This window comes from Geodermatophilus amargosae, assembly GCF_041028265.1.
Lineage (GTDB): Bacteria > Actinomycetota > Actinomycetes > Mycobacteriales > Geodermatophilaceae > Geodermatophilus > Geodermatophilus amargosae_A.
On the sequence record NZ_JABGCW010000009.1, the window covers coordinates 227,739 to 249,296 of the forward strand.

Below are 21,558 nucleotides of genomic sequence, written 5' to 3' on the forward strand. Positions count from 1 at the left end.
CGCACCCTGCGCCGGCCAGGGTGGCGGTGCCCTCCGCCGACGGGGGCAAACGGCCGGTCGGGTACCGGGATCAGCCCGTTCCGCGGACCTCGGCCGCCGTCGCGCCCGTGCCGCCGGCCTCCCGGGCGCCGTCGACCGGTGTCCCGACGACGCCGTGCAGGTGGCAGGCGGCGACGTGCCCGGGCGCCGAGCCGACCGGCTGCAGCGCCGGGTCGACGTCGGGACAGGGCTCGAAGGCGTCGGGACAGCGGGTGCGGAACCGGCAGCCGCTGGGGACCCGCGACGGGGAGGGGACGTCGCCGCGCAGGACGATCCGCTGCCGGGACCGCTCGAGCTGCGGGTGGGGCAGCGGCACCGCCGACAGCAGCGCCCGCGTGTAGGGCATCTGCGGCCCGGCGGCGACGGCGGCCGCGGGCCCGACCTCGACCACCCGGCCCAGGTACATGACCGCGATCCGGTCCGAGACGTGCCGCACCGCGGACAGGTCGTGGGAGATGAACAGCAGCGTGAGCCCCAGCTGCCGCTGCAGCCGGCGCAGCAGGTTGAGCACCTGGGCCTGCACGCTGACGTCGAGGGAGGCGATCGCCTCGTCGCAGACGAGGAAGTCCGGCTCGCCGGCGAGCGCACGGGCGATGCCCACCCGCTGCCGCTGACCGCCGGAGAACTCGTGCGGATAGCGGGCGGCGACGGCCGGGTCGAGGCCGACCAGCTCCAGCAGCTCGCGCACGCGGGCCGCGCGCGCCTGCCGGCCGGGGTGCAGGCCGTGCACCTCCAGCGGCTCGGACACCGTCTGCGCGACGGTGCGCCGCGGGTCGAGCGAGGCGAACGGGTCCTGGAACACCATCCCGGCCCGCCGGCGCAGGTCCCGCAGCTGCCGGCGTCCCATCGCGGTGACGTCGAGGCCGTCGAAGGTCACCGTGCCACCGGTCGGCGGGACCAGCCGCAGCAGCGCGTTGCCCAGCGTGGACTTGCCGCAGCCGGACTCCCCCACCAGACCCAGCGTCTCGCCGCGGTACACGTCGAGGTCCACGCCGTCGACGGCGCGCAGCGCACCGGTCGTGCGGCGCAGCGGCCCGCCCGAGCGGACCGGGAAGTGCACCTCCAACCCGCGCGCGGAGACGAGGACGTCCGGCGTCCCCTCGGCCGGCGACGTCACGACGCCTCCCCCTCCGCGCACCAGGTCGCCGCCCGGTGCGGCAGCCCCAGGGGGCCTGTGTCGCGATGATGGCGGTCCCCGTCCCCGCCTTGAGCGCGATCATGGCTCCCCACCACGGCCAGGGGCGGTTGCTCGGTCTCGCAGCGGGCGTCCCCGCGCACCGGGCAGCGCGGCCAGAAGACGCAGCCGGCAGGCAGGTCGGTGGGCGGGGGCGGCGTGCCGGCGATGGTGGCCAGGTCGGCGTCGTCGGCGGTCGCCAGGTCGGGCAGCGCGCCGAGCAGGCCGCGCGTGTAGGGGTGCACCGGCCGCTCGAGGACGTCGTCGACCGTGCCGTCCTCCACGCAGCGCCCGCCGTACATGACCAGCACCCGGTCGGCGATGCCGGCCACGACGCCGAGGTCGTGGGTGATCCAGACGACGCCGGTGCCGTGCTCGTCCTGCAGCCGCTCGACCAGGTCGAGGATCTGCGCCTGCACCGTCACGTCCAGCGCCGTCGTCGCCTCGTCGGCGATGAGCAGCGCCGGCGAGTTGGCCAGCGCCATCGCGATCACCACCCGCTGGCGCATCCCGCCGGACAGCTCGTGCGGATAGCGGCCGACCGCGCGCCCGGGGTCGGGCAGGCCCACCTCGCCGAGCAGCTCGACCGCCCGCGCCCGGGCCGCCGCCTTGGACACCGGCCCGTGCGCCCGCAGGCCCTCGGTCAGCTGCCGCCCCACGGTCAGCACCGGGTTCAGCGAGGTCATCGGGTCCTGGAACACCATGCCGGCGCCGGGGCCGCGCACCTGCCGCAGCCGCTCGGGCGTCATGGTCAGCAGGTCCTCGCCCTGCAGCAGCGCGCGGCCGGTCACCGTGGCCGTGCGCGCCGGCAGCAGGCCCAGCAGCGCGAGCACCGAGACGCTCTTGCCGCTGCCGGACTCCCCCACGACGGCGACGGTCTCGCCCGGCCCCACGGTGTAGCTCAGCCCGTTGACCACGTGCGCGGTCCCGCGCGGGGTGCGCAGGTCCACCCGCAGGTCCTCGACCTCCAGCACCGGCGCGGCAGCGGACCCGGGCAGCTCTCTCACCTGCCGCTCCCGGCCATGAGCGTGCGCTGCCGCGGGTCGAGGACGTCGCGCAGCCCGTCGCCGAGCAGGTTGAAGCACAGCACGGTGACGACGATCGCCAGCCCGGGGAAGACCGCGTACCACCAGGCCTGCTCGATGAAGCCGCGGCCGTCGGCGAGCATCAGCCCCCACGACGGGTCGGGCCGACGCGGGCCCAGGCCGAGGAAGGACAGCGCCGCCTCGGCCAGCACCGCGAACGCCAGGCTGACCGACGTCTGCACGATGATCGGCGGCGCGGCGTTGGGCAGCACGTGCCGGGTGATCAGCCGCCAGTCCGAGGCGCCGACCGACCGCGAGGCCCGCACGTACACCTCCTCGCGGACGCCGAGCACGCTGGCGCGGGTGACCCGGGCGAAGATCGGCACGTAGACGATGCCGATCGCGAGGATCGCGTTGGCCGGCCCGGCGCCGCGGATGGCCACGATGGCGATGGCCAGCAGCACGGCGGGGAAGGCGAACAGCACGTCCATGAGCCGCATGAGGACGTCGTCGACCCACCTGCCGTAGAAGCCGGCGAGCAGGCCGATCAGCGTGCCCACCACCAGGGCGAACGCGACGGAGAGGAACCCGACCCGCAGCGACGTCGCCGCCCCGAGGATCACCCGGCTGAACACGTCGCGGCCGAACTCGTCGGTGCCGAACGGGTGGGCCCAGCTCGGGGGCTGCAGCTGCAGCGACGGGTCCTGCTCGTTGGGACCGTCGGGCGCGAGCGTCTCGTCGAACACCGCGACCAGCACGATCAGGACCAGCACGACGGCGGAGACGGCCGCCGTGGGGTTGCGGGCGAGCAGCCCGAGCGTCTCCCGCCAGCGCGGGCGGGCCGGGGCCGCCGTCGGCAGGGGCTCGGCGGGCGGGGGTGCCGCCGGGGCAGCGCCCGGCGTCGGCAGCTGCGTCATCGGCGGGCGATCCTCGGGTCGATGCGGCTGTAGAGCAGGTCCACCAGCAGGTTGATGACCAGGAAGACCAGGGCGAAGAGCAGGACGGCGCCCTGCAGCACCGGGAAGTCGCGGTCGCGCACCGCCTGGTAGGCCAGCTGCCCGAGCCCGGGCCAGGAGAAGACGATCTCCACGACCACGACGCCGGACAGCAGGTAGGCCAGTTGCACGCCGGTGACGGTGACCAGCGGCAGCAGGGCGTTGCGCAGCACGTGCCAGGTGAGCACCTGCCGGGTCGGGACGCCCTTGGCCTGCGCCGTGCGCACGTGGTCCTGGCCCAGCGCCTCGAGCATGCTCGACCGGACGAACCGGGTGATGACCGAGCCGGAGACGACGCCGGTGGCCACCGCGGGCAGGACCAGCCGCTGCAGCCAGCCCAGCGGGTCCTCGGTGAGCGGGACGTAGCCGCCCGAGGGCAGCCAGCCCAGCACCCCGGCGAAGACGAGGATGAGCATGATCGACAGCCAGAAGTCGGGCACCGAGATGCCGAACTGGCTGACGACGGTGGCCACCCGGTCGATCAGCGACCGCGGGTGCAGCGCCGAGAGCATCCCCAGCGGCAGCGCGATGACCAGCGCGACGACCAGCGAGGCGAGGGCCAGCGTCAGGGTGGCCGGCAGCCGCTCGCCGATCAGCGAGGTCACGGTGTCGCCGCTGCGGAAGCTGACCCCCAGGTCGCCGGTGACCGCCCGTCCGGCCCAGGTGAGGTACTGCTGGACCAGCGGCAGGTCCAGCCCGCTGCGCTCCCTCAGGGCGTCGTAGGTCTCCTGGGAGAACCGCGTGCCGAGGGCCAGGCGGATCGGGTCGCCCCGCACGAGGTGGATGAGGGAGAAGACCAGGACGCTGACACCGGCCAGGACGACGACGGCCTGGCCGGCCCGCCGGAGCAGGTAGCCGGTCAGGGCAGCTCCACGTTCTCGAAGTCGATCGCGGAGTCCGCCCGCACCTGGTAGCCGGTCAGCCCCGGCGCCCAGGCCTGCACCTCGTCGGGGTTGTAGAGGTACAGGTAGCTGACGTCGTCGACGACGACCTGCGCGGCCTGGTCGTAGAGGGCCTTGCGGGCGGCCTGGTCGGGCTCGGTCGCGGCGCGGGTGAGCAGGTCGTCGACCTGCGGGTTGCCGTAGCCCTGGTAGTTGCTGCCGCCGGTGGACAGGTGCTGGTTCTCGTAGAAGTCGGCCGGGTCGATGTTGCCGATCCAGCTGAGCATGAAGGCGTCGAAGTCGCCCTCGGACTGCCGGTCGAGCCAGGTGGCGAAGTCCTCCTCCTGGATCTCCACGTCGATCCCGATCGGCTCGAGCTGGCTGGCTATCACCTGGGCGGCGGCCACGGTCTCCGGGTACTCGTCGGTGACCATCAGGCCCATCGTCAGCGGCGTCTGCACGCCGGCCTGCTCGATCAACTGACGGGCGGCGTCCTCGTCCGGCGTGAACGGCGCGTACTCGAGGAACCAGGGGCTGCCCTCGGGGATCGCCGTCTGGTTGGGCTGGGCGGCGCCGAACCGGGCGGCCTGGGTGACCTCGTCGCGGTCGATGGCCGTGGCGATCGCCCGGCGGACGTCCCGGTTGTCGAACGGCGGCACCGCGTAGTTCATGGACATGTAGAAGTACTCGACGCTGGTGACCGAGCCGAGTTCGACCTCCTCGTCGCCCTCGAGGTCGGCCACGTTCTGCGGCGGGACGTTGTCGGTCCACTGGACCTCGCCGTTGCGCAGCGCGGTCAGCGCCGACGTCGGCTCGGTGATGTAGCGGAACTCGACGCCGTCGATGCTCGGCGCGCCGCCCCAGTACTCGTCGAACGTGGTGAGCACGGTGGCGTTGGCGTCGGAGCTCCCCAGCCGGAACGGGCCGGTGCCGTTGGCCTCGCTCTGCAGGTCGAACTCGTCGGCGGCGTTCTCCGAGACGATGGACATGCCCTTGAACGAGCCGATGAGCTCGAGCAGGTTCGGGGTGGGCCGGGTCAGCGTCATGACGACGGTCCGCGGGTCGGGCGCGGTGACGTCGGCGACCGTGGCGAACCGGTAGGCGTTCGACAGCTCCTCGTCGATGATCCGCCGGAAGCTGTAGACGACGTCGGCGGAGTCGAACTCGCTGCCGTCGTGGAACGTGACGCCGTCGCGGAGGGTGAACGTCCAGCTCAGCCCGTCGGGGCTGGTCGTCCACGACTCGGCCAGGCCGGGCTGCATGGTGAGGTCCTCGGCGCTGGGGACCACGAGGGTGTCGTACACGTTCTCCAGCACCTGGAAGCTCGCGTAGGCGTTGGTCACGTGCGGGTCGAACTGGTCGGGCTCGGCGCTGACCGCCGCGATCAGCACGTTCTCGCCGCCCCCGCCGCCCCCTCCCCCCGTGTCGACGCTCTCCCCGCCGCCACCGCAGGCGGTGAGGAGCAGGGCCGCGGCCGCGGCGAGGGTCAGGAGCCGGTTCGTGCGCACGGGGACCTCCGGAGCTCGGCTGGCGCGTCCGGTCCCGACCCTGGCCCGGCCGGAGGGGTTCCGCAGGTCGAGGCGGTGATCGTTGCGCGCCCGTGATCACCCCGTCACGTCCCGCCGACGGTGGCCCGCCGGAGCGCCTCGACGTCGCACTTGGGCACCCGGTCGGCGGTCAGCAGCCCGTTGACCTCCTGGTAGGTGTCGGTGAGCTGCGTCCAGCAGGCGCCGGCCAGCGCGCTCGCGTGCACCGCCGCCCACTGGCCGCGGTAGCGCTCGAGCAGGTCCTCCGGCGAACGCGCGTCGGCGTAGCCCCAGGGCTCGGTGCGGTCGGCGTCGGAGTCGCCGGCGCCCAGCGCGACGCCGCCGAACTCCGACAGGACGACGGCGCGCCCCGCGACACCGGCCCGGTCGAGGTCGGTCAGGTGGCCGTCCCGGCGCCGTCCGGTGGCCAGGCGCTCGAGGTCCGCAGCGGTGGCGTAGCGGGCGGCGAGCACGGCCGGGTCCTGCTCGTAGTCGTGGACGCCGAGCAGTTGCCCGCCGAGGGCCTCCCAGCCGTCGTTCGCCGAGACCGGGCGGGTGCCGTCGAGCGCGTCGGCCGTGGCGGCCAGCGCGGTGACCAGGCCGCGCTGGGCGCGGTCGGTGGCCGCCTCCTGCACGCCCCAGGACTCGTTGAGCGGCACCCAGGCGACCACGCTCGGGTGCCCGCGGGCGGCGATGACGACGTCGGCCCACTCCCGCAGCAGCCGGGCGCTCGCCGTCGGGCCGGGCCGGTGGGCCGAGGGCATCTCCGCCCAGACGAGCACGCCCATGCGGTCGGCGAGCGCGAGGTAGCGCGGGTCCTCGGTCTTCTGGTGCTTGCGGACGCCGGTGAAGCCCAGCGCGCGGGTCAGCTCCAGGTCGCGGCGCAGCGCGGCGACGTCGGGCGGGGTGGCGCCGGTGGCGGGCCAGTAGCCCTGGTCGAGCACCAGGCGCAGCGGCACCGGGCGGCCGTTGACCAGCAGGTGCCCGTCGTCGACCTCGACCGAGCGCAGCGCGGTGTAGCTCGCCACCTCGTCGAGCACCTCGCCGTCGTCGCGGACCAGCGCCACCTCGGCCTCGAGCAGCACAGGGTCCGGGCCCGGCTCCCAGGTCAGGTGCCGGCGGTCGTCGGGACCGCCGTCGCCCACCTGCAGGGTCCGCTCGACCACCGCGCCGTCGACCAGGACGGAGTCGTCGGCGAGCAGCCGGCCGCCGTGCCGGAGGCGCAGGCGCAGCCGGGCGCCGGTGACCGGGACCGACAGCTCCACGCGGACGTCGACGCACATCGTGCGGGGGTCGCCGCGCCAGACGACGTCGGTGACGTGCTCGCGCGCCACGGACTCCAGCCACACCGTCCGCCAGATGCCGGTGGTGCGCGGGTAGAAGATCTCGTGCGGCTCGTCGCGCCAGTCCTGCTTGCCGCGCGGCGCCTCGAGGTCGCGGGGGTCGTCGTCGGCCAGGACGACGAGGTCGGCGCCGTCGCCGAGGGAGTCGGTGACGTCGACGCGGAACGGCGTGTAGCCGCCCTCGTGCGCGGCGACGTGCGCGCCGCCCACCCAGACGTCGCACACCCGGTCGACGGCGCCGAAGTGCAGCACGGTGCGGCGGTCGCCCTGCCGGCCGGGCAGCGGGCGGCGGTACCAGGCGCGGTGCAGTGGCCCGGTCCGGTGCACGCCGCTGGCCGGGGTCTCCGGGGCGAAGGGGACGCGGATGGTGCGGTCGAAGCGCACGGATCCGGGTGTGCCGGTGAGGTCGGGGTCCGCGGCGAACTGCCACTCGCCGTCGAGGGAGCGCCAGGGCCGGCGCAGCAGCGGGCGGGGGTGGGCGGTCGGATCGGTCCGGCTGGCCATGGGCCCACCTCACCGGACCCCGGCGGTCTCCGCACGGCCCGGCCCGGGAGCGCTGCCGGACGTCGACCTGCGGTCGTCTCCGGCGGTCGCACCCAGCCGCAGGTCGACGAGCGGCGCGCGCCGACGCCTCTCCGCCCCGGGCCGCGACGGCCCGCAGGCGACTCAGCCCGCGGGGACCCCCTCGGGGACGGCGGGGTCGATCCGGGGCCGGTGGATCTGCGAGTAGACCTGCGCCCGCAGCTCGGCGAACCGCGGCGACGACCGGGTGTGCAGCTGGTCCCGCTGGTCGGGGAGGTCGATGACGAGGTCCTGTCGGATGACGGTCGGCGACTTCGACAGGACCAGCACCCGCTGGCCGAGGTAGACGGCCTCGTCGATGTCGTGCGTGACGAACAGCGTGGTCACCTGGAACCGGTGCCAGAGGTCCCGGATGAGGTCCTCCAGGTCCGCCCGGGTCTGGGCGTCGACGGCCGCGAAGGGCTCGTCCATGAGCAGGACCCGTGGCTCGTAGGCGATGGCCCGCGCGATCGCCACCCGCTGCTGCATGCCGCCCGACAACTGCCACGGATAGGCCACGTGGGCCTCCGTCAGACCGACGGCGGCGAGCGATTCCGCGACCAGCTCCCGGCGGCGGGCGGAGGTCAGACCCTTCTTCTGCCGGAGCGGGAGCTCGACGTTGTCCCGCACGGTCTTCCAGGGCAGGAGCGACCGGCCGTACTCCTGGAAGACGACGGCCATGTCCGGCGGCGGGCCGTCGACCCGCCGCCCGCCGAGGAAGACCTCCCCGGAGGTCGGCTCGAGCAGACCGGCCATGATCTTGAGCAGCGTCGTCTTGCCGCAGCCCGAGGGCCCGACCAGGCACACGAGCCCGCCGCTCGCGACGGTGAAGGTCAGGTCGCGCACCGCCTCGACGGTGCGGGTCCGACCGTCGTAGACCTTGCGGACACCCCGGACGTCGAGGTCGGTCATGAGGCGCCTTCCGAGCGGAGGAGAGGGTGGGAGGTCAGGGAGCGCGGTGCGCGCGGCGCAGGCCGTGGTACCAGGCCAGCACCCGGTTCTCCACGACCCGGAACAGCAGCGCGAGCAGCAGGCCGAGCAGGCCGAGCACGAGCATCCCGGCCCACATCTCGGTGATGGCGAAGGTCCGCTGGGCCTGGACGATCGCGAACCCGAGCCCGTTGGACGCGGCGAACAGCTCGCTGATGACCATGAGGATGATCGCCACGGACAGGCCCTGGCGGAGCCCGGCGAACACCTGCGGGCTCGCCGCCGGCAGCACGACGTGCCGCAGTCGCGCCATCCCGTCGATCCGGTAGGCACGCGCGGTGTCGACCACCACGGGGTCGACGGCGCGGACGCCCTCGACGGTGTTGAGCAGGATCGGCCACGTGCAGCCGAAGGCGATGACGGCCACCTTCATGCCGTCGCCGATGCCCAGGAACAGGATGAACACCGGCACCAGGACGGGTGGGGGGATGGCCCGGAAGAACTCCAGGACCGGCTCGAGCAGCCCGCGCACCGTCCGCGACAGGCCGATGAGCATCCCGAGGGCCACGGCGACGACCGCCGCCAGGGCGAAGCCGGCGGTCAGCCGCAGCAGGCTGGGCAGCACGTCGGCGGTCAGCCGGGGGCCGAACCACTCGTCGCCGAGGGTCTCGACGATGCCCGACAGCGGCGGGAAGAAGTAGTCGGTGGAGTCCGCCGACAGGACCCACCAGGCCGCGAACAGGACGGCCGGCAGGGCGAGGGTCGTGCCGATCCGGCGGAGGACGGTCACACCGGCACCTCGGCACGCTGCGACGGGTGCCAGGCGAGCACCCGTCGTTCCACGGCCCGGAAGACCACGTTGACCAGCACCCCCAGGATCCCGGTGACGACCACGAGCGCGTAGGTCTGCGCGACCGCGCCGCTGCTCTGCGCGGTGTTGAGCAACTCGCCCAGTCCGGGCACGCCGATGACGAGCTCGGCGGTGACGGCGAGGATGAGGGCGACCGCGGCGCCCAACCGGAGGCCGGTCATCACGTACGGCAGCGTCGTCGGCCAGGTGACGTGCCGGGCCCGCGCCCAGGCGCCCAGGCCGTAGGAGCGCGCGGTGTCCTGGGCGATCGGGTCGACGTCGGCGACGCCGTGGAGGACCTGGACGAGGACCTGCCAGAAGGCGGCGTAGACGACGAGCAGCAGCTTGCTCTCGATGTCACTGCCGAACACGAGGATCGCCAGCGGGATCAGCGCGACCGACGGGATCGGCCGCAGGAACTCGATCGTCGAGTCGGTGAGCTCGCGCGCCAGCCGCGAGCTGCCGATCAGCAGACCGAGGACGACGCCGGCCACCGCCGCGACGGACAACCCGATCGCCCACCCGCGGAGGGTGTCCCCCACCGCGGTCCAGAAGGCCCCGCGGCCGGCGAGCTCGGCCAGTGCCACGGCGATCTCGGAGGCGGGCGGGAAGTACCGGGACGGCACGAGCCCCGTCCGTGGCAGCAGCTCCACCAGGAGGACGAGGCCGGCCAGTCCGGACAGTCCCAGCGCGGCCTGCGGCACGCGTCGTCGCCGGCCGCGCGGCGCGGACGTCGGGCGGCCGGCCGCGGGGAGCGCCGGGACGTCGTCCCGGGCCGCCGCGGGTGCGCCGCTCACGGCAGGAGCGCGTCCAGGTCCGGAGCGCCGTCGAGGAGGCCGTCCTGGACGCCCAGCTCGGCGAGCCGCTCCACGGACTCGCGGTTGACCTGCGTCGCCCACCCCGGGAGGACCATGGCGTCGATGACCGCCTGGTCGATCTCGGTGTACTCCGAGAGCACCGCCCGGGCCGCGTCGGGGTTGGCCGAGGCGTACTCCAGCGACCGCTCCATCGCGGTGGTGAATCGCTCCACGACGTCGGCGTTCTCCGCGGCGAAGGGCCGGCTGGTGAAGTACCCCGCGACGGTCAGGTCGTCCGCGGCGTCGACGAAGTTGGACGCCACGACCACGGCGCCCGTCCGGGTGCCGATGGTCAGGAACGGCTCGGTGCCCCAGATGGCGTCGACGTCCCCCTGCTCGAGGGCCGCCGGCATCTCGCTGAACGGCAGCTCGACGTAGTTCACCGTGGCGGGATCGCCGCCGGCAGCGCGGACGGACACGTTGATCGTCGTCGTCCCGATGTTGCCGAGCGTGTTGACCGCCACCGTCCGGCCGGCCAGGTCGGCGGCGTCGGTGATCCCGCTGTCGGGCCGGGTGAGGACGGCGCTGTAGTCGGCCCCCTGCTCGCCGGTCGAGGCGGCTCCCGCGACCACGACCTGCAGCGGCAGCCCCTGATCGGCGGCCGTGAGCAGCGAGGTCATGTTGCTGAAGCCGAACTGGTACTCCTGGTTGAGGACCGCCGGGACGATCGCCGCCCCGCCCTGGGCGGTCTCCAGGGTCAGGTCGATGCCCTCCTCCTCGAAGAAGCCCTCCTGCACACCCAGGTAGATCGGGGCGACGTCGACGATCGGCACGACGCCGACGGTGATCGGGGTCAGCTCCTCGCCCTCGCCGCCGGTCCCCGCGCTCGCCGAGGGCTCGGAGCCGCCGCACGCCGCGACCAGCAGCAGGGGGGCGGCCAGCAGCGCTGCCAGGGCGCGACGCATCGGGTCTCCTTCTTTCCAGGGCCGTCGGACGGTGCTTCCCGTCTCGTGGTGCCGGAGCGGCGCTCAGGGGGAGGAGGCCGCGGGCGGCCTGGAAGGTCGCAGCGCGCCGCGGCCACCGTCAAGCGATCTCGCCACCTGCGCCCCGATCGACGACCGTGGGAGGGACACATCCCCACGGACGGGTGACCGGTCCACCGGCCCGGCCCCGAGGGGGCCGGGCCGCGTCAGAGCCGGCGGAGCGTGCCCACGAGGTGCTCGGTGCCCGTGCGGGCCTCCCGGACCGCCACGGCCCAGCCGTCGTCGACCGCGGCCGTCACGAGCCGCACCGTGGGGCAGCCGGCCGGCCAGCGCCCCGAGCACCCGCGCCCTGCGGGGCTGGGGCGAGCTCATCGGTGACCTCCGGCGTCGGGGACGCCGTCAGCGCTACTCAGGCCACACTCCGTGGCCGGTACCGGCGGTACGCGGTACCGTGTGTCACGTGAAGGTCGAGACGGCGGGCCGGCGGCGTGACCGCCGGGACTCGAGGTGGGACGAGCACCGCCGCGCGCGCCGCGAGCAGCTGGTCGACGCCACCGTCGCCGCCGTCGGCAGGCACGGCGCGGGCGTCGGCATGGACGAGATCGCCGCGGAGGCGGGCACCAGCAAGACGGTCGTCTACCGCCACTTCGCCGACCGCAGCGAGCTCTACGTCGCCGTCTGCAACCGGGTGGCGGCCCGGCTCACCGAGGAGCTGCGCGCGGCGATGACCCGGACCGACCACCCGCGCGGGATGGTCGCCGCGGCGGTCGAGACCTACCTGGCGTTCCTGGAGGCCGACCCGGAGCTCTACCGCTTCGTCGTCGCCCACCCGTTCCTGGACCGGCCGGTGGACGCCGACCCGGTCGGCTCCCTGTCCGACCTCGTGGGCGCCGAGGCCGCCACGCTCGTGGCGCTCGCCCTCGAGCGGGCCGGCCGCGACCCCTCGGCCGCCGCGCCGTGGGGCCACGGCCTGGTCGGCCTGGTGCGCGCCGCGGCCGACTGGTGGCTCCGCTCCGAACGCCCCATGCCCCGGGCCGACCTGGCCGCCCACCTCACCGAACTCGCCTGGGCCGGACTGCGCGGTCTGGTCCCGGACGCCCCCGCCACGCACCACGAGGAGGAGGAGTGACCTCCACCCTGCCCCGCACGGTGGACCCGGCCTGCCTCCAGGAGGTGCTCGACGGCCGGTGGGCACACGTCCGCCGTCAGGCCCGCGAGCAGCTCGGCGACCGCCGCTGGGCACCGGTGTACGGCGAGTCGGTGCAGGAGGCGCGCGAGCGGGTCACCCGGCTGGCCGGGGAGCTGGCCGCCACCGGGCGCGTGGCGCTGGGCTTCCCGGAGCAGTACGGCGGCGAGGCGGACGCCGGCGCCTCGGTCACCTCGATCGAGATGCTGGCCTTCGGCGACCTGTCGCTGATGGTCAAGGCCGGCGTCCAGTGGGGGCTGTTCGGCGGCGCCGTCCAGCTGCTGGGCACCGAGCGCCACCACGAGGCCTTCCTGCCCGACATCATGAGCTTCGCCCTGCCCGGCTGCTTCGCGATGACCGAGACCGGCCACGGCTCCGACGTCCAGCGGCTGCGCACCACCTGCGCGTACGACCCCGCGACGCAGACGTTCGACCTGCACACGCCGCACGACGCCGCGCGCAAGGACTACATCGGCAACGCGGCCGAGGACGGCCGGATGGCGGTCGTCTTCGCCCAACTGGTCACCCAGGGGCGCACGCAGGGCGTGCACGCGTGGCTGGTGCCGATCCGCGACGAGCACGGGAACCCGATGCCCGGCGTCATCATCGGCGACGACGGCCCGAAGGCGGGGCTGCTCGGCGTCGACAACGGCCGGCTGTCCTTCGACCACGTGCGCGTGCCGCGCGAGATGCTGCTCGACCGCTACGGCCAGGTCGCCGAGGACGGCACCTACACCTCGAGCATCGAGAACGAGACCCGCCGCTTCTTCACGATGCTCGGCACGCTGGTGCGCGGCCGGGTGAGCGTCGGCGGCTCGGCCGGGTCGGCGACCAAGACGGCCCTCGACATCGCCGTCCGCTACGGCGAGGTCCGCCGCCAGTTCACCGCCCCGGGCCGCGACCGGGAGATCGTCCTCAACGACTACCTGGTCCACCAGCGCAAGCTGCTGCCGGCCCTGGCCACCTCCTACGCCCTCGCCTTCGCGCAGGAGGAGCTGGTCGGCACCATGCACGACATCCAGACAGCGGTGCACGAGCACGGCGAGGAGGTCGACGAGGCCGCCCAGCGTGAGCTCGAGTCGCGCGCCGCCGGGCTCAAGGCGGCGCAGACGTGGCACGCCACCCGCACCATCCAGATGTGCCGCGAGGCCTGCGGCGGCGCGGGCTACCTGGCCGAGAACCGGCTGCCGCAGCTCAAGGCCGACACCGACGTGTTCACCACCTTCGAGGGCGACAACACCGTCCTGCTGCAGCTGGTGGCCAAGGGCCTGCTCACCGGGTACCGCGACGCCTTCGGCTCCCTCGACGGCTGGGGCCGGGTCGCCTTCGTCGCCGACATGGTGCGCGAGACCGTCCTCGAGCGGACGGCGGCCCGCGGCCTCATCGCCCGGCTGGTCGACGCCGTCCCCGGCCGGGAGGACGACGTCCCGCTCCGCGACCGCGGCTGGCAGCTGAGGATGTTCGAGTTCCGCGAGAAGCACATCCTCGAGGGCGCCATCCGCCGGCTCCGCCGGAACGCCGCGACCGACGGGATGGAGCCCTTCGAGGTCGTCAACAGCGTCCAGGACCACGTCCTGCAGACGGCGCGGGCGCACGTCGACCGGGTCGTCCTGGAGGCGTTCGTCGCCGGGATCGAGCGGGCCCCCGACCCGGGCGCGCGGGCACTGCTCGACACGCTGTGCCACCTGTACGCCCTGACGACGATCGAGGCGGACAAGGGCTGGTTCCTCGAGCACGGGCAGCTCACCCCGGCGCGGTCCAAGGCGCTGACCGGCACGGTGAACGCCCTGCTCCGCGAGCTCCGGCCGCACATGGTCACGCTGGTCGACGGCTTCGCCATCCCGCAGGCGTGGAAGGCCGCGGCGATCCTCGAGGAGGAGGCCGGGCGGCAGGAGGCCATGCACCTCGAGGACGTGCGGGTCACCGCGGAGGCCGGCTCGGCCGCCCCGGACGACACCGCGACCTCGATGGACGTCCCGCCGGGGCAGTGACGGGCCGGACCGGGTGCCGCCCGGTCCGGCTCCGGCGGGATCATCGGCGTCCGTGAGCACCCTCGCCGCGGCGGCCGAGACGCTGCGGATCCCCGTCGCCGCCGACCTGGCCGCGATCATCGTGGGCGCGTTGACCGGTGGCCTGCTCGCCGCCCGGGAGGGCTTCGCCATCTCGGGTGTGCTGCTGCTCGCCGTGAGCGGCGGTCTCGGCGGCGGGCTGATCCGCGACGTGCTGCTCGCGCAGGGGCCGCCGGTGGCACTGACGAACCGCGCCTACCTGCCCGCGGTCGCCATCACCGCGATGGTCACCTTCTACTTCTCCGGCTGGCTGTCGCGGCTCACCGGCCTGCTGGTCGTGCTCGACGCGGTCACCCTCGGCCTGTTCACCGTGATCGGGGCGCAGAAGGCGCAGCTCGCCGGCCTGCCCAGCGCCTCGGTCGTCTTCATCGGGACGCTGACGGCGGTCGGCGGGGCGGTGATCCGCGACGTGCTGCTCGCCCAGCGCGCCGACATCGTCCAGCCGGGGCCCTACAACGCCGTGGCCGCGCTGCTGGGTGCCACCGCGCTCACGGTGCTCGCCGGCCCGCTCGGCCTCGCCCCGATCCCCGTGGCGCTGGTGGTGATCGTGCTGGTCGCGGCGCTGCGGGTGCTGTCGGTGTGGCGGGGCTGGGAGGCGCCGGTGGCCACCGACCTGCCCGGCCGGGCCCGGAGCCGGCTCACCCGCGACCGGCCCCCGCGGCCGGACGGCAGACGCCGGGGGCTGCGCCGCCGGAGGCGCTGACACCGCCGGGCGGTCCACCCGGTCCGCGGGCAGGATGGCCGGCATGCCCGACCGCGAGTACGACGTCGTCCTGTTCGGCGCCACCGGCTTCGTCGGCCGCCTGGTCGCCGCCTACCTGGCGCAGGCCGCGCCCCCGGACCTGCGGATCGCGCTGGCCGGCCGGTCGCGGGAGAAGCTGGTCGCGGTCGCCGGCGGCCTGCCCGCCTCGTCGCGGCACTGGCCGCTGCTCGAGGCCGACACCGACGACCCGGTCTCGCTGACCCGCATGGCCGAGAGCACGCGGGTGCTGGTCACCACGGTCGGGCCCTACCAGCGCTACGGCCTGCCGGTCGTGGAGGCCTGCGCGCGGGCGGGCACGCACTACGCCGACCTCACCGGCGAGGTGCTGTTCGTGCGCCAGGCCATCGACCGCTGCGACGCGATCGCCCGCGAGACCGGCGCCCGGCTGGTGCACGCCGCCGGCTACGACTCCATCCCGTCGGACCTGTCGGTGTTCCTGCTGGCCGAGCGGGCGCGCGAGGACGGCGCCGGCGGACTCACCGACGTCCGCCTGGTCGCCACCGTCCGGGGCGGGGTCAGCGGCGGGACGATCGACTCGATGCGCGCCCAGATCGAGTCCATGGCGACCGACCGCACGCTGCGCAAGGTCATCGGTGACCCCTACGCCCTCTCCCCCGACCGGTCCGCCGAGCCCGCCACCCGGCAGCCCCCGGACGCCATGCCGCCCGCGCTCGCCGCCGAGGGCCGGTGGACGGCGCCGTTCGTCATGGCGCCGTTCAACACCCGCATCGTGCGGCGCAGCAACGCGCTGCAGGAGTGGTCCTACGGCCGCGGCCTGCGCTACGGCGAGTCGATGAGCACCGGCCGGGGCATCACCGGGGCGTTCACCGCCGCCGGCGTGACCACCGGCCTGGCCGCGGCGTTCGGCGCGATGGCGTTCGCACCCACCCGCGCCCTGCTCGACCGCGTGCTGCCCGCGCCGGGCAGCGGGCCGGGCGAGTCGGCCCGCGAGAAGGGCTTCTTCCGGATGATCGTCGACGCCGACACCGAGGGCGGGCGCCGCTACCGCGCCACGGCGGCGGGGAAGGGCGACCCCGGCTACGCGGCGACGTCGGTGATGCTCGGCGAGACCGCGCTGGCCCTGGCCCTCGACGAGGACCGGCTGCCGCAGCGGGCCGGGTCGCTGACCCCCTCGACGGCGCTGGGCAACGTGCTGGTGGAGCGATTGCGCGCCGCCGGGCACACCTACGAGGTCGCCGCCCGGTAGGGGCTCAGACGACGCGGACGGCGAGCAGCGCGACGTCGTCCTCGGCCCCGGGCAGGAACATCCGCCCGAGCACCCGGTCGCACAGCTGGTCCAGCGGCAGGCCGCCGTACTCCTCGAGCGCGGCGGCGAGCGCGGCGGCGCCGGCGTCGAGGTCGCGGTCGCGGCGCTCCACGAGGCCGTCGGTGTAGAGCAGCACCGTGCTGCCCAGGGGCAGCTCGCACCGGTGGTCGGTACGGGGACGGGCCGGGTCCACGCCGAGCAGCAGGTCCGCGACTCCCGGGTCGAGCAGCCGGACGTCGCCGTCGGGCAGGACCACCACCGGCGCCGGGTGACCGGCGCTCGACCAGTGCAGCACCGCACCCTCCTCCACGCCCTCCCCCGTGACGCGCTCGAGCCGGGCGACCACCGCGGTGGCCATCGTGCCCAGCGCCAGCCCGGCCGCGGCGCGGTCGAGACCGGCCAGCACCTCGGCCGGTGAGCCGCCGCCGGCGTAGCCGATCCCCCGCAGCAGGCCGCGCAGCTGGCCCATCGCCGCGGCGGCGTGCCGGTCGTGGCCGACGACGTCGCCGATCGCCAGCACCACCGCCCCTCCGGGCTGCACGAACGCGTCGTACCAGTCGCCGCCGATCTCGACACCCTCCGAGGCGGGCACGTACCGGACGACGATCTCGCACCCCTCGGGCCGGGGCGGCGCGGTGAGCATGCTGTGCTGCAGGGCGTCGGCGAGGTCGCGCTGCTGCTCGTAGAGCCGGGCCGCCTGCAGCGCCAGCCCGGCACGGCGGCCGACCTCGACCGCGGTCTCCACCTCGCCCGTCGTGTGCGGCCCGCGCTGGGCGTCGTTGGCGGTGCCCAGGGCGCCGATGACGCGTCCCGCGGCCACCAGCGGGACGATCAGCGCCGACCGCGGCGCCAGCCGCAGCAGCGCCTCCCGGTCGGCAGGGTCGGGGAGCGAGCGGGCGATCCGCTCCGCGTCGAGCTCCGGGATCACCAGCGGCCGGCCGGTGCGCGTGACCACCCGCGCGGCGTGCTCGTCGCTCATCCCCCGGGTCATCGCGTGCACGTACTCGGCGACGTCGTCGAGGCGGGCCGGGTCGCGGTGCGCCCAGGCCACCTCGTGCAGCCGGCCCTGCTCCTCGGTGACGACGATCCAGCACCAGTCGGCGAGCGCCGGGACGACCAGGTCGGCGAGCCGATCGAGCTGGTCGCCGATGTCGAGGCTGCCCGAGAGCACCCGGCCGACGTCGGCCAGCAGCTGCAGCCGCTGGTTGGCCTCGGCCATCGCGGTGACCGCGGCGGCCCGCTCGTCCTCCGACCGCAGCCGCGAGACGCTCAGCGCGATCTGCGCGGTCAGGGCGTCGAGCAGCTCGACGTCGTCGTCGGCGAAGGCGTGGTCTGTGTCCCAGAGGACCACGAAGCTGCCCAGCGGCCGTCCCTCGACGCGCAGCGGCAGCGCGGCCAGCGCCCGCAGGCCCAGCACGGCCCCGATCGGGGCCATCCGCGGGAAGCGGGCGACGGCCTCGTCGAGGTCGCCGAACAGCAGCCGCTCGCCGTGCCGGGCGGTGTACTGCGTGGGCAGCTCGTCGTCGAGGGGGGCGACCACCGCGTCGGGCGGCAGCTCCACCTCGGCCTCCGCGGCCGCGGCCGCGACCGTGTCGGCCAGCCCCCGGGCGAGGTGCACGCGCAGGACCCCGGCGTCGTCGAAGACGGCGAGTGCGCTCGAGGAGGCACCGAGGACCCGGGCGCCGCGCAGCGCGATCTCGGCCAGCTCCGCCGGCGCGGTGGCGTTGGCCAGCTGGGCGGCGACCTCCGCGACGGCGGCGGCCCGCTGCACGGCGGCCATCCGGCGGGCGCCCTCCGCGCGGGCGTCGGTGACGTCGACGACCGTGCCGAGCACGTGCACCCGCTCACCCTTCGAGTCCTGCACGACCCGGCCGCGCGACACCGTCCAGCGGACCGTCCCGTCGGTGTGCAGGGCCCGGGCCTCGACGGCGTACTCACCCGACCCCGCGAGCGCGTCGGCCATGGCGGCGCGCACGGCCGCGTGGTCCTCGGGGACGATCCGCTCGGCGAGCATCTGGTCGATGTCGACGATCTCCAGGGGTCCCTCGAGGCCGTGCACCGCGGCGCAGCGCTCGTCCCAGTGCAGGACGCCGGTGCGCAGGTCGTACTCCCAGATGCCCACCGCGCTGGCCTCGAGGGCGACGTCGAGCCGCGCGAGGGAGGCGCCGATCGCCGAGCGGGCCGCGGCGAGCTCCAGCTCGGCCACCACCGAGGCGGCCAGGTGCTCGAGCAGCGCGACGTCGTCGTCCTGCCAGGTCCGCGGCGCGGGGTCGTAGACGGCCAGGGCGCCCACGACCCGGCCGGACGCCGAGACCAGGGGCGTCCCGAGGTAGGCGACGACCTCCCCGGAGGTGACGGCGGGCAGCGCGGTCAGCGTCGCGTCGGCCCGCGCGTCGGGGACCGCCAGGGCCCGTCCCTCACGGACGATGCGCTCGGAGAACGCGCCGGTGAGCAGCGCGCGGCCGCCGACGACCCCGGGCGGCAGACCGTGCCCGCCGACGACGATGTCGCGGACGGTGAACAGGGTGACCTTGGCGTGACCGGCGCCGAGCAGCCGCGCCGCCAGGCCGGACAGCCGGTCGTAGGCGGCCGGGCCCGGCACCTCGACGAAGAGCCGGCGGGCGGCGGCGACGCGGTGCGGGTCCTGCAGGACGTCGACGGCCGGCAACGGCTGGGGGACGGTCACGACCCTCCTCGTCCGCACGCGGCCCGGACGGGCCGCAGCCGACCATGCTGCCACGGGTGGCGCCGGATCGGACGGCGCCGTCCGGAGCCGTGCGGGTCCTCCCTCCACCGGGTGAGGACCACCGCCGGGGGGATCGGGTCCGCGGCGTCCCCGGCCGATGCCCCTCTCATGACGGGGATGCTCACGCGGCGGCTGCCGGACTGCCGCCCCCTGCTCGCCGACCCCGGCGACCTCACGCTGGTGTTCCAGCCGATCGTCGACCTCGCGCGGGCCCGCGTGGCCGGGTACGAGGCGCTCTCCCGCTTCCCGGGCACCGCCGGGCCGGAGGTCTGGTTCGCCGCGGCCGCCGACGCCGGGATCGCCGCCGAGCTGGAGGCGCTGGCACTGCACAGGGCCCTGGCCACCGTTCCGGACCTCCCCCCGGACACCTTCCTCACCGTCAACGTCGGACCGCACCTGCTGGGCACCCGCCCGGTGCAGGACGCGTTCGCCACGCGGCCCGACCTGCGCCGTGTCGTCGTCGAGCTCACCGAGCACGCCCCCGTCCGCGACCTGTCCGCGCTGCGGGTCCAGGTCGCCGAGCTGCGCGCCCGCGGTGCGCTCGTCGCCCTCGACGACACCGGCTCGGGCTGGTCGGGTCTGCAGCAGATGGCCGCCCTGCGCCCGCAGCTGGTCAAGCTGGACCGGTCCCTGGTCGCCGGTGTCGACAGCGACCCGGTGCGCATGGCCCTGGCCGAGATGGTCGGCGAGTTCGCCGGCCGCATCGACGCCTGGCTGCTGGCCGAGGGCATCGAGACCCGCGGCGAGCTGGCCGCCTTCTGCCGGCTCGGCGTGCCGCTGGCCCAGGGCTGGCTGCTCGGCCGCCCCGCGCCGGGGTTCGCGCCGCTGCACCCCGACGTCGCCGCGCTGGTCCGCGGGCACACCGCGCGCGCCCGGACGGCGTCCACCGTGGCCGGCCTGCTGCGCCCGGTCCGCCAGTGCGAGGTCACCGAGGCCTCCCCCGGCGTCCCCCCGGTCGTGCTGGTCGGGCCGCACGGCGAGCCGCTGGCGCTGCGGCTGGCCGACCCGCGCACCGGGCTGGCGCACACCGCTCCGGTCTCGCTGCGCGCGCACCCCACCGACGACGTCGCCGCCACCCTGCGCCGGGCGCTGACCCGCTCGCCGGCCCAGCGCTTCGACCCCGTGGTGTGCACCGACGCGGCCGGCGCCGTGCTCGGTCTGCTGCGCGTCGAGGACCTGGCCTCCGCGGCCGCCGCCCGCTGAACCCCGCCGCCCGCTGGACCCCGCCGCCCGTCCGGGTGCACCGTCCGCACCACCAGGAGAGACCGATGAAGACCTTCGCCTGCGGGGACGTCGTCCCCGGCTGCACCGCCACCTTCACCGCCAGTGACGACGCCGGGATCCTCGGCCAGGTCGCCGGGCACGCCGCCGCCGACCACGGCCTTCCCGACGTCGGTCCGGAGCTGGTCGCCGCCGTCCGCGCGCACGTCCGCGCCGCCTGAGGTCCCCGTCCGCGCCGGGCGCGGGTCTCCCCCGAAACGGCGGTGAGCGCGGTCGCGCAGCCCCCGCCCGGCCGTCCAGCCGCCCAGGATCTGCTCGGAGCGGCCCTGGCAGTACATCTCCGCGGTGTCGACGAACGGGCGCTGCGTGCTGGGACCGAGTCCACGAACGGGTCGAGGACGGCGTGCGACGTCGCCTCGTCGGCGGACCAGCCGAAGACGTTGCCGCCGGGACAGAGGTCGCTGACGGTCGGGTCGGTCCCGGGGAGATGCGGCACGCGCCCCACGCCAGGTGGAGGACCCTCCTGCCCCCCGCCGCTCGCGAGCGCGCGACTGGCCCCTGCAGGAGGGCCGGACCCCGCCCCGCGGTGGCCCGGGACGAGTGGGACCGGGGTGTCGGCCGGGTGTGATCCGCCGCGTGGACTGGCCAGATGCGCCGTCGGCGTGTCACGGTGCCCCGGGCCGGCCCGCCCTGACGGGGACCGGTCCGTCCCGGGCGCCCGTCCGGGACGGCCGCCGCATCCGCGGTCGGCACCCCCACACGGCGGCCCGCCGAGACCGCGCGGCCGCGACGTCCCGAGAGGAAACCCGTGAACAAGGCCGAACTCGTCTCCGCCATCGCCAAGCGCGCCGACGTCCCCAGCGCCACCGTGGACGCCGTCCTGGCCGGCCTGCAGGAGGAGCTCGTCGAGGCGATCACCCGCGGCGAGAAGGTCGCCGTCTCCGGCCTCATCACCGTCGAGCGCACCCAGCGGTCGGCGCGCACCGGCCGTAACCCGCAGACCGGCGAGTCGATCGACATCCCCGCGGCCAACGCCGTGAAGGTGACCGCCGGCTCGAACCTGAAGAAGGCCGCCAGCAGCGTCCCGGTCTGATCCGCGGGGACGCAGCGACGTCCCGGCCCGGTCCGCGGTCGCCCCGCCGGGGCGGCGCCTGACCCGTGTGACCTCGCCCACGCCCCGTGGGTCAGGATGCGCGGGCAGG

At 75.3% G+C, this 21,558-nt stretch carries 17 protein-coding genes and 1 pseudogene; 7 read left to right on the top strand and 11 right to left on the bottom strand.

The features are described 5' to 3' along the window. Positions 1–70: 70 nt before the first annotated feature. The 10 genes from HLV61_RS12460 to HLV61_RS12505 all read right to left on the bottom strand — a co-directional run bounded on the left by HLV61_RS12460 (position 71) and on the right by HLV61_RS12505 (position 11,086). Positions 71–1,156, bottom strand: coding sequence for an ABC transporter ATP-binding protein (locus HLV61_RS12460; RefSeq protein WP_369255808.1), 1,086 nt, complete (start codon positions 1,154–1,156; stop codon positions 71–73). After that, positions 1,153–2,220 carry an ABC transporter ATP-binding protein gene (locus HLV61_RS12465; RefSeq protein WP_369255810.1) on the bottom strand — a complete coding sequence of 356 codons (1,068 nt, stop codon included), beginning with the start codon at positions 2,218–2,220 and terminating at the stop codon, positions 1,153–1,155. Before HLV61_RS12465 ends, HLV61_RS12460 begins: the two co-directional genes overlap by 4 nt. Next, positions 2,217–3,155 carry an ABC transporter permease gene (locus HLV61_RS12470; RefSeq protein ID WP_369255812.1) on the bottom strand — a complete coding sequence of 313 codons (939 nt, stop codon included), beginning with the start codon at positions 3,153–3,155 and terminating at the stop codon, positions 2,217–2,219. Before HLV61_RS12470 ends, HLV61_RS12465 begins: the two co-directional genes overlap by 4 nt. Then, on the bottom strand, positions 3,152–4,096 hold the full coding sequence (locus HLV61_RS12475; RefSeq protein WP_369256031.1) for an ABC transporter permease: 945 nt from the start codon (positions 4,094–4,096) through the stop codon (positions 3,152–3,154). Before HLV61_RS12475 ends, HLV61_RS12470 begins: the two co-directional genes overlap by 4 nt. Then, a complete protein-coding gene (locus HLV61_RS12480) occupies positions 4,093–5,622 on the bottom strand; it encodes an ABC transporter substrate-binding protein (protein WP_369255814.1) in 1,530 nt (509 codons plus the stop codon). The genes HLV61_RS12475 and HLV61_RS12480 overlap by 4 nt, the downstream gene beginning before the upstream one ends. A gap of 104 nt (positions 5,623–5,726) precedes the next feature. Beyond that, a complete protein-coding gene (locus HLV61_RS12485; RefSeq protein WP_369255816.1) occupies positions 5,727–7,487 on the bottom strand; it encodes a glycoside hydrolase family 2 protein in 1,761 nt (586 codons plus the stop codon). Positions 7,488–7,649: 162 nt separating this feature from the next. Then, positions 7,650–8,456, bottom strand: a complete 807-nt coding sequence (locus HLV61_RS12490) for an ABC transporter ATP-binding protein (protein ID WP_369255818.1) — start codon at positions 8,454–8,456, stop codon at positions 7,650–7,652. Positions 8,457–8,490: 34 nt separating this feature from the next. Then, a complete protein-coding gene (locus tag HLV61_RS12495; protein ID WP_369255820.1) occupies positions 8,491–9,264 on the bottom strand; it encodes an ABC transporter permease in 774 nt (257 codons plus the stop codon). Further along, the gene (locus HLV61_RS12500) at positions 9,261–10,121 is read right to left on the bottom strand and encodes an ABC transporter permease (RefSeq protein ID WP_369255822.1); all 861 of its coding nucleotides are present in this window, start codon (positions 10,119–10,121) and stop codon (positions 9,261–9,263) included. Before HLV61_RS12500 ends, HLV61_RS12495 begins: the two co-directional genes overlap by 4 nt. Beyond that, a complete protein-coding gene (locus HLV61_RS12505) occupies positions 10,118–11,086 on the bottom strand; it encodes an ABC transporter substrate-binding protein (protein WP_369255824.1) in 969 nt (322 codons plus the stop codon). Before HLV61_RS12505 ends, HLV61_RS12500 begins: the two co-directional genes overlap by 4 nt. 478 nt (positions 11,087–11,564) lie before the next feature. Between HLV61_RS12505 and HLV61_RS12510 the strand changes: the two genes are divergently transcribed. The 4 genes from HLV61_RS12510 to HLV61_RS12525 are packed head-to-tail and all read left to right on the top strand — an operon-like array spanning position 11,565 to position 16,329. Next, positions 11,565–12,233 carry a TetR family transcriptional regulator gene (locus HLV61_RS12510; RefSeq protein ID WP_369255826.1) on the top strand — a complete coding sequence of 223 codons (669 nt, stop codon included), beginning with the start codon at positions 11,565–11,567 and terminating at the stop codon, positions 12,231–12,233. Then, positions 12,230–14,281 carry an acyl-CoA dehydrogenase family protein gene (locus tag HLV61_RS12515; protein WP_369255828.1) on the top strand — a complete coding sequence of 684 codons (2,052 nt, stop codon included), beginning with the start codon at positions 12,230–12,232 and terminating at the stop codon, positions 14,279–14,281. Before HLV61_RS12510 ends, HLV61_RS12515 begins: the two co-directional genes overlap by 4 nt. Before the next feature lie 52 nt (positions 14,282–14,333). Beyond that, complete coding sequence (locus tag HLV61_RS12520; RefSeq protein WP_369255830.1) at positions 14,334–15,062, top strand: trimeric intracellular cation channel family protein; 729 nt, start codon at positions 14,334–14,336, stop codon at positions 15,060–15,062. Positions 15,063–15,105: 43 nt separating this feature from the next. Beyond that, the gene (locus HLV61_RS12525; RefSeq protein WP_369255832.1) at positions 15,106–16,329 is read left to right on the top strand and encodes a saccharopine dehydrogenase family protein; all 1,224 of its coding nucleotides are present in this window, start codon (positions 15,106–15,108) and stop codon (positions 16,327–16,329) included. Positions 16,330–16,333: 4 nt separating this feature from the next. On the opposite strand, the gene HLV61_RS12530 is transcribed toward HLV61_RS12525, so the two are convergent. Then, positions 16,334–19,075, bottom strand: a complete 2,742-nt coding sequence (locus HLV61_RS12530) for a SpoIIE family protein phosphatase (protein WP_369255834.1) — start codon at positions 19,073–19,075, stop codon at positions 16,334–16,336. 177 nt (positions 19,076–19,252) lie between these two features. On the opposite strand from HLV61_RS12530, the gene HLV61_RS12535 reads away from it, so the two are divergent. The 3 genes and pseudogenes from HLV61_RS12535 to HLV61_RS12545 all read left to right on the top strand — a co-directional run. Continuing rightward, positions 19,253–20,338 carry an EAL domain-containing protein gene (locus tag HLV61_RS12535; RefSeq protein WP_369255836.1) on the top strand — a complete coding sequence of 362 codons (1,086 nt, stop codon included), beginning with the start codon at positions 19,253–19,255 and terminating at the stop codon, positions 20,336–20,338. A 65-nt stretch (positions 20,339–20,403) separates the two neighbouring features. Then, complete coding sequence (locus HLV61_RS12540; protein ID WP_369255838.1) at positions 20,404–20,577, top strand: DUF1059 domain-containing protein; 174 nt, start codon at positions 20,404–20,406, stop codon at positions 20,575–20,577. Between the two features lie 563 nt (positions 20,578–21,140). Continuing rightward, positions 21,141–21,449, top strand: a pseudogene (locus HLV61_RS12545) (HU family DNA-binding protein); the annotation flags it as partial. Positions 21,450–21,558 lie beyond the last annotated feature (109 nt).

Excerpts from the sequence above, each read along its gene's own strand:
- HLV61_RS12540 (WP_369255838.1), top strand. The coding sequence starts at position 20,404 with ATGAAGACCTTCGCCTGCGGGGACGTCGTCCCCGGCTGCACCGCCACC.
- HLV61_RS12505 (WP_369255824.1), bottom strand. The coding sequence starts at position 11,086 with ATGCGTCGCGCCCTGGCAGCGCTGCTGGCCGCCCCCCTGCTGCTGGTC.
- HLV61_RS12535 (WP_369255836.1), top strand. The coding sequence starts at position 19,253 with ATGCTCACGCGGCGGCTGCCGGACTGCCGCCCCCTGCTCGCCGACCCC.
- HLV61_RS12485 (WP_369255816.1), bottom strand. The coding sequence starts at position 7,487 with ATGGCCAGCCGGACCGATCCGACCGCCCACCCCCGCCCGCTGCTGCGC.
- HLV61_RS12470 (WP_369255812.1), bottom strand. The coding sequence starts at position 3,155 with ATGACGCAGCTGCCGACGCCGGGCGCTGCCCCGGCGGCACCCCCGCCC.
- HLV61_RS12525 (WP_369255832.1), top strand. The coding sequence starts at position 15,106 with ATGCCCGACCGCGAGTACGACGTCGTCCTGTTCGGCGCCACCGGCTTC.
- HLV61_RS12490 (WP_369255818.1), bottom strand. The coding sequence starts at position 8,456 with ATGACCGACCTCGACGTCCGGGGTGTCCGCAAGGTCTACGACGGTCGG.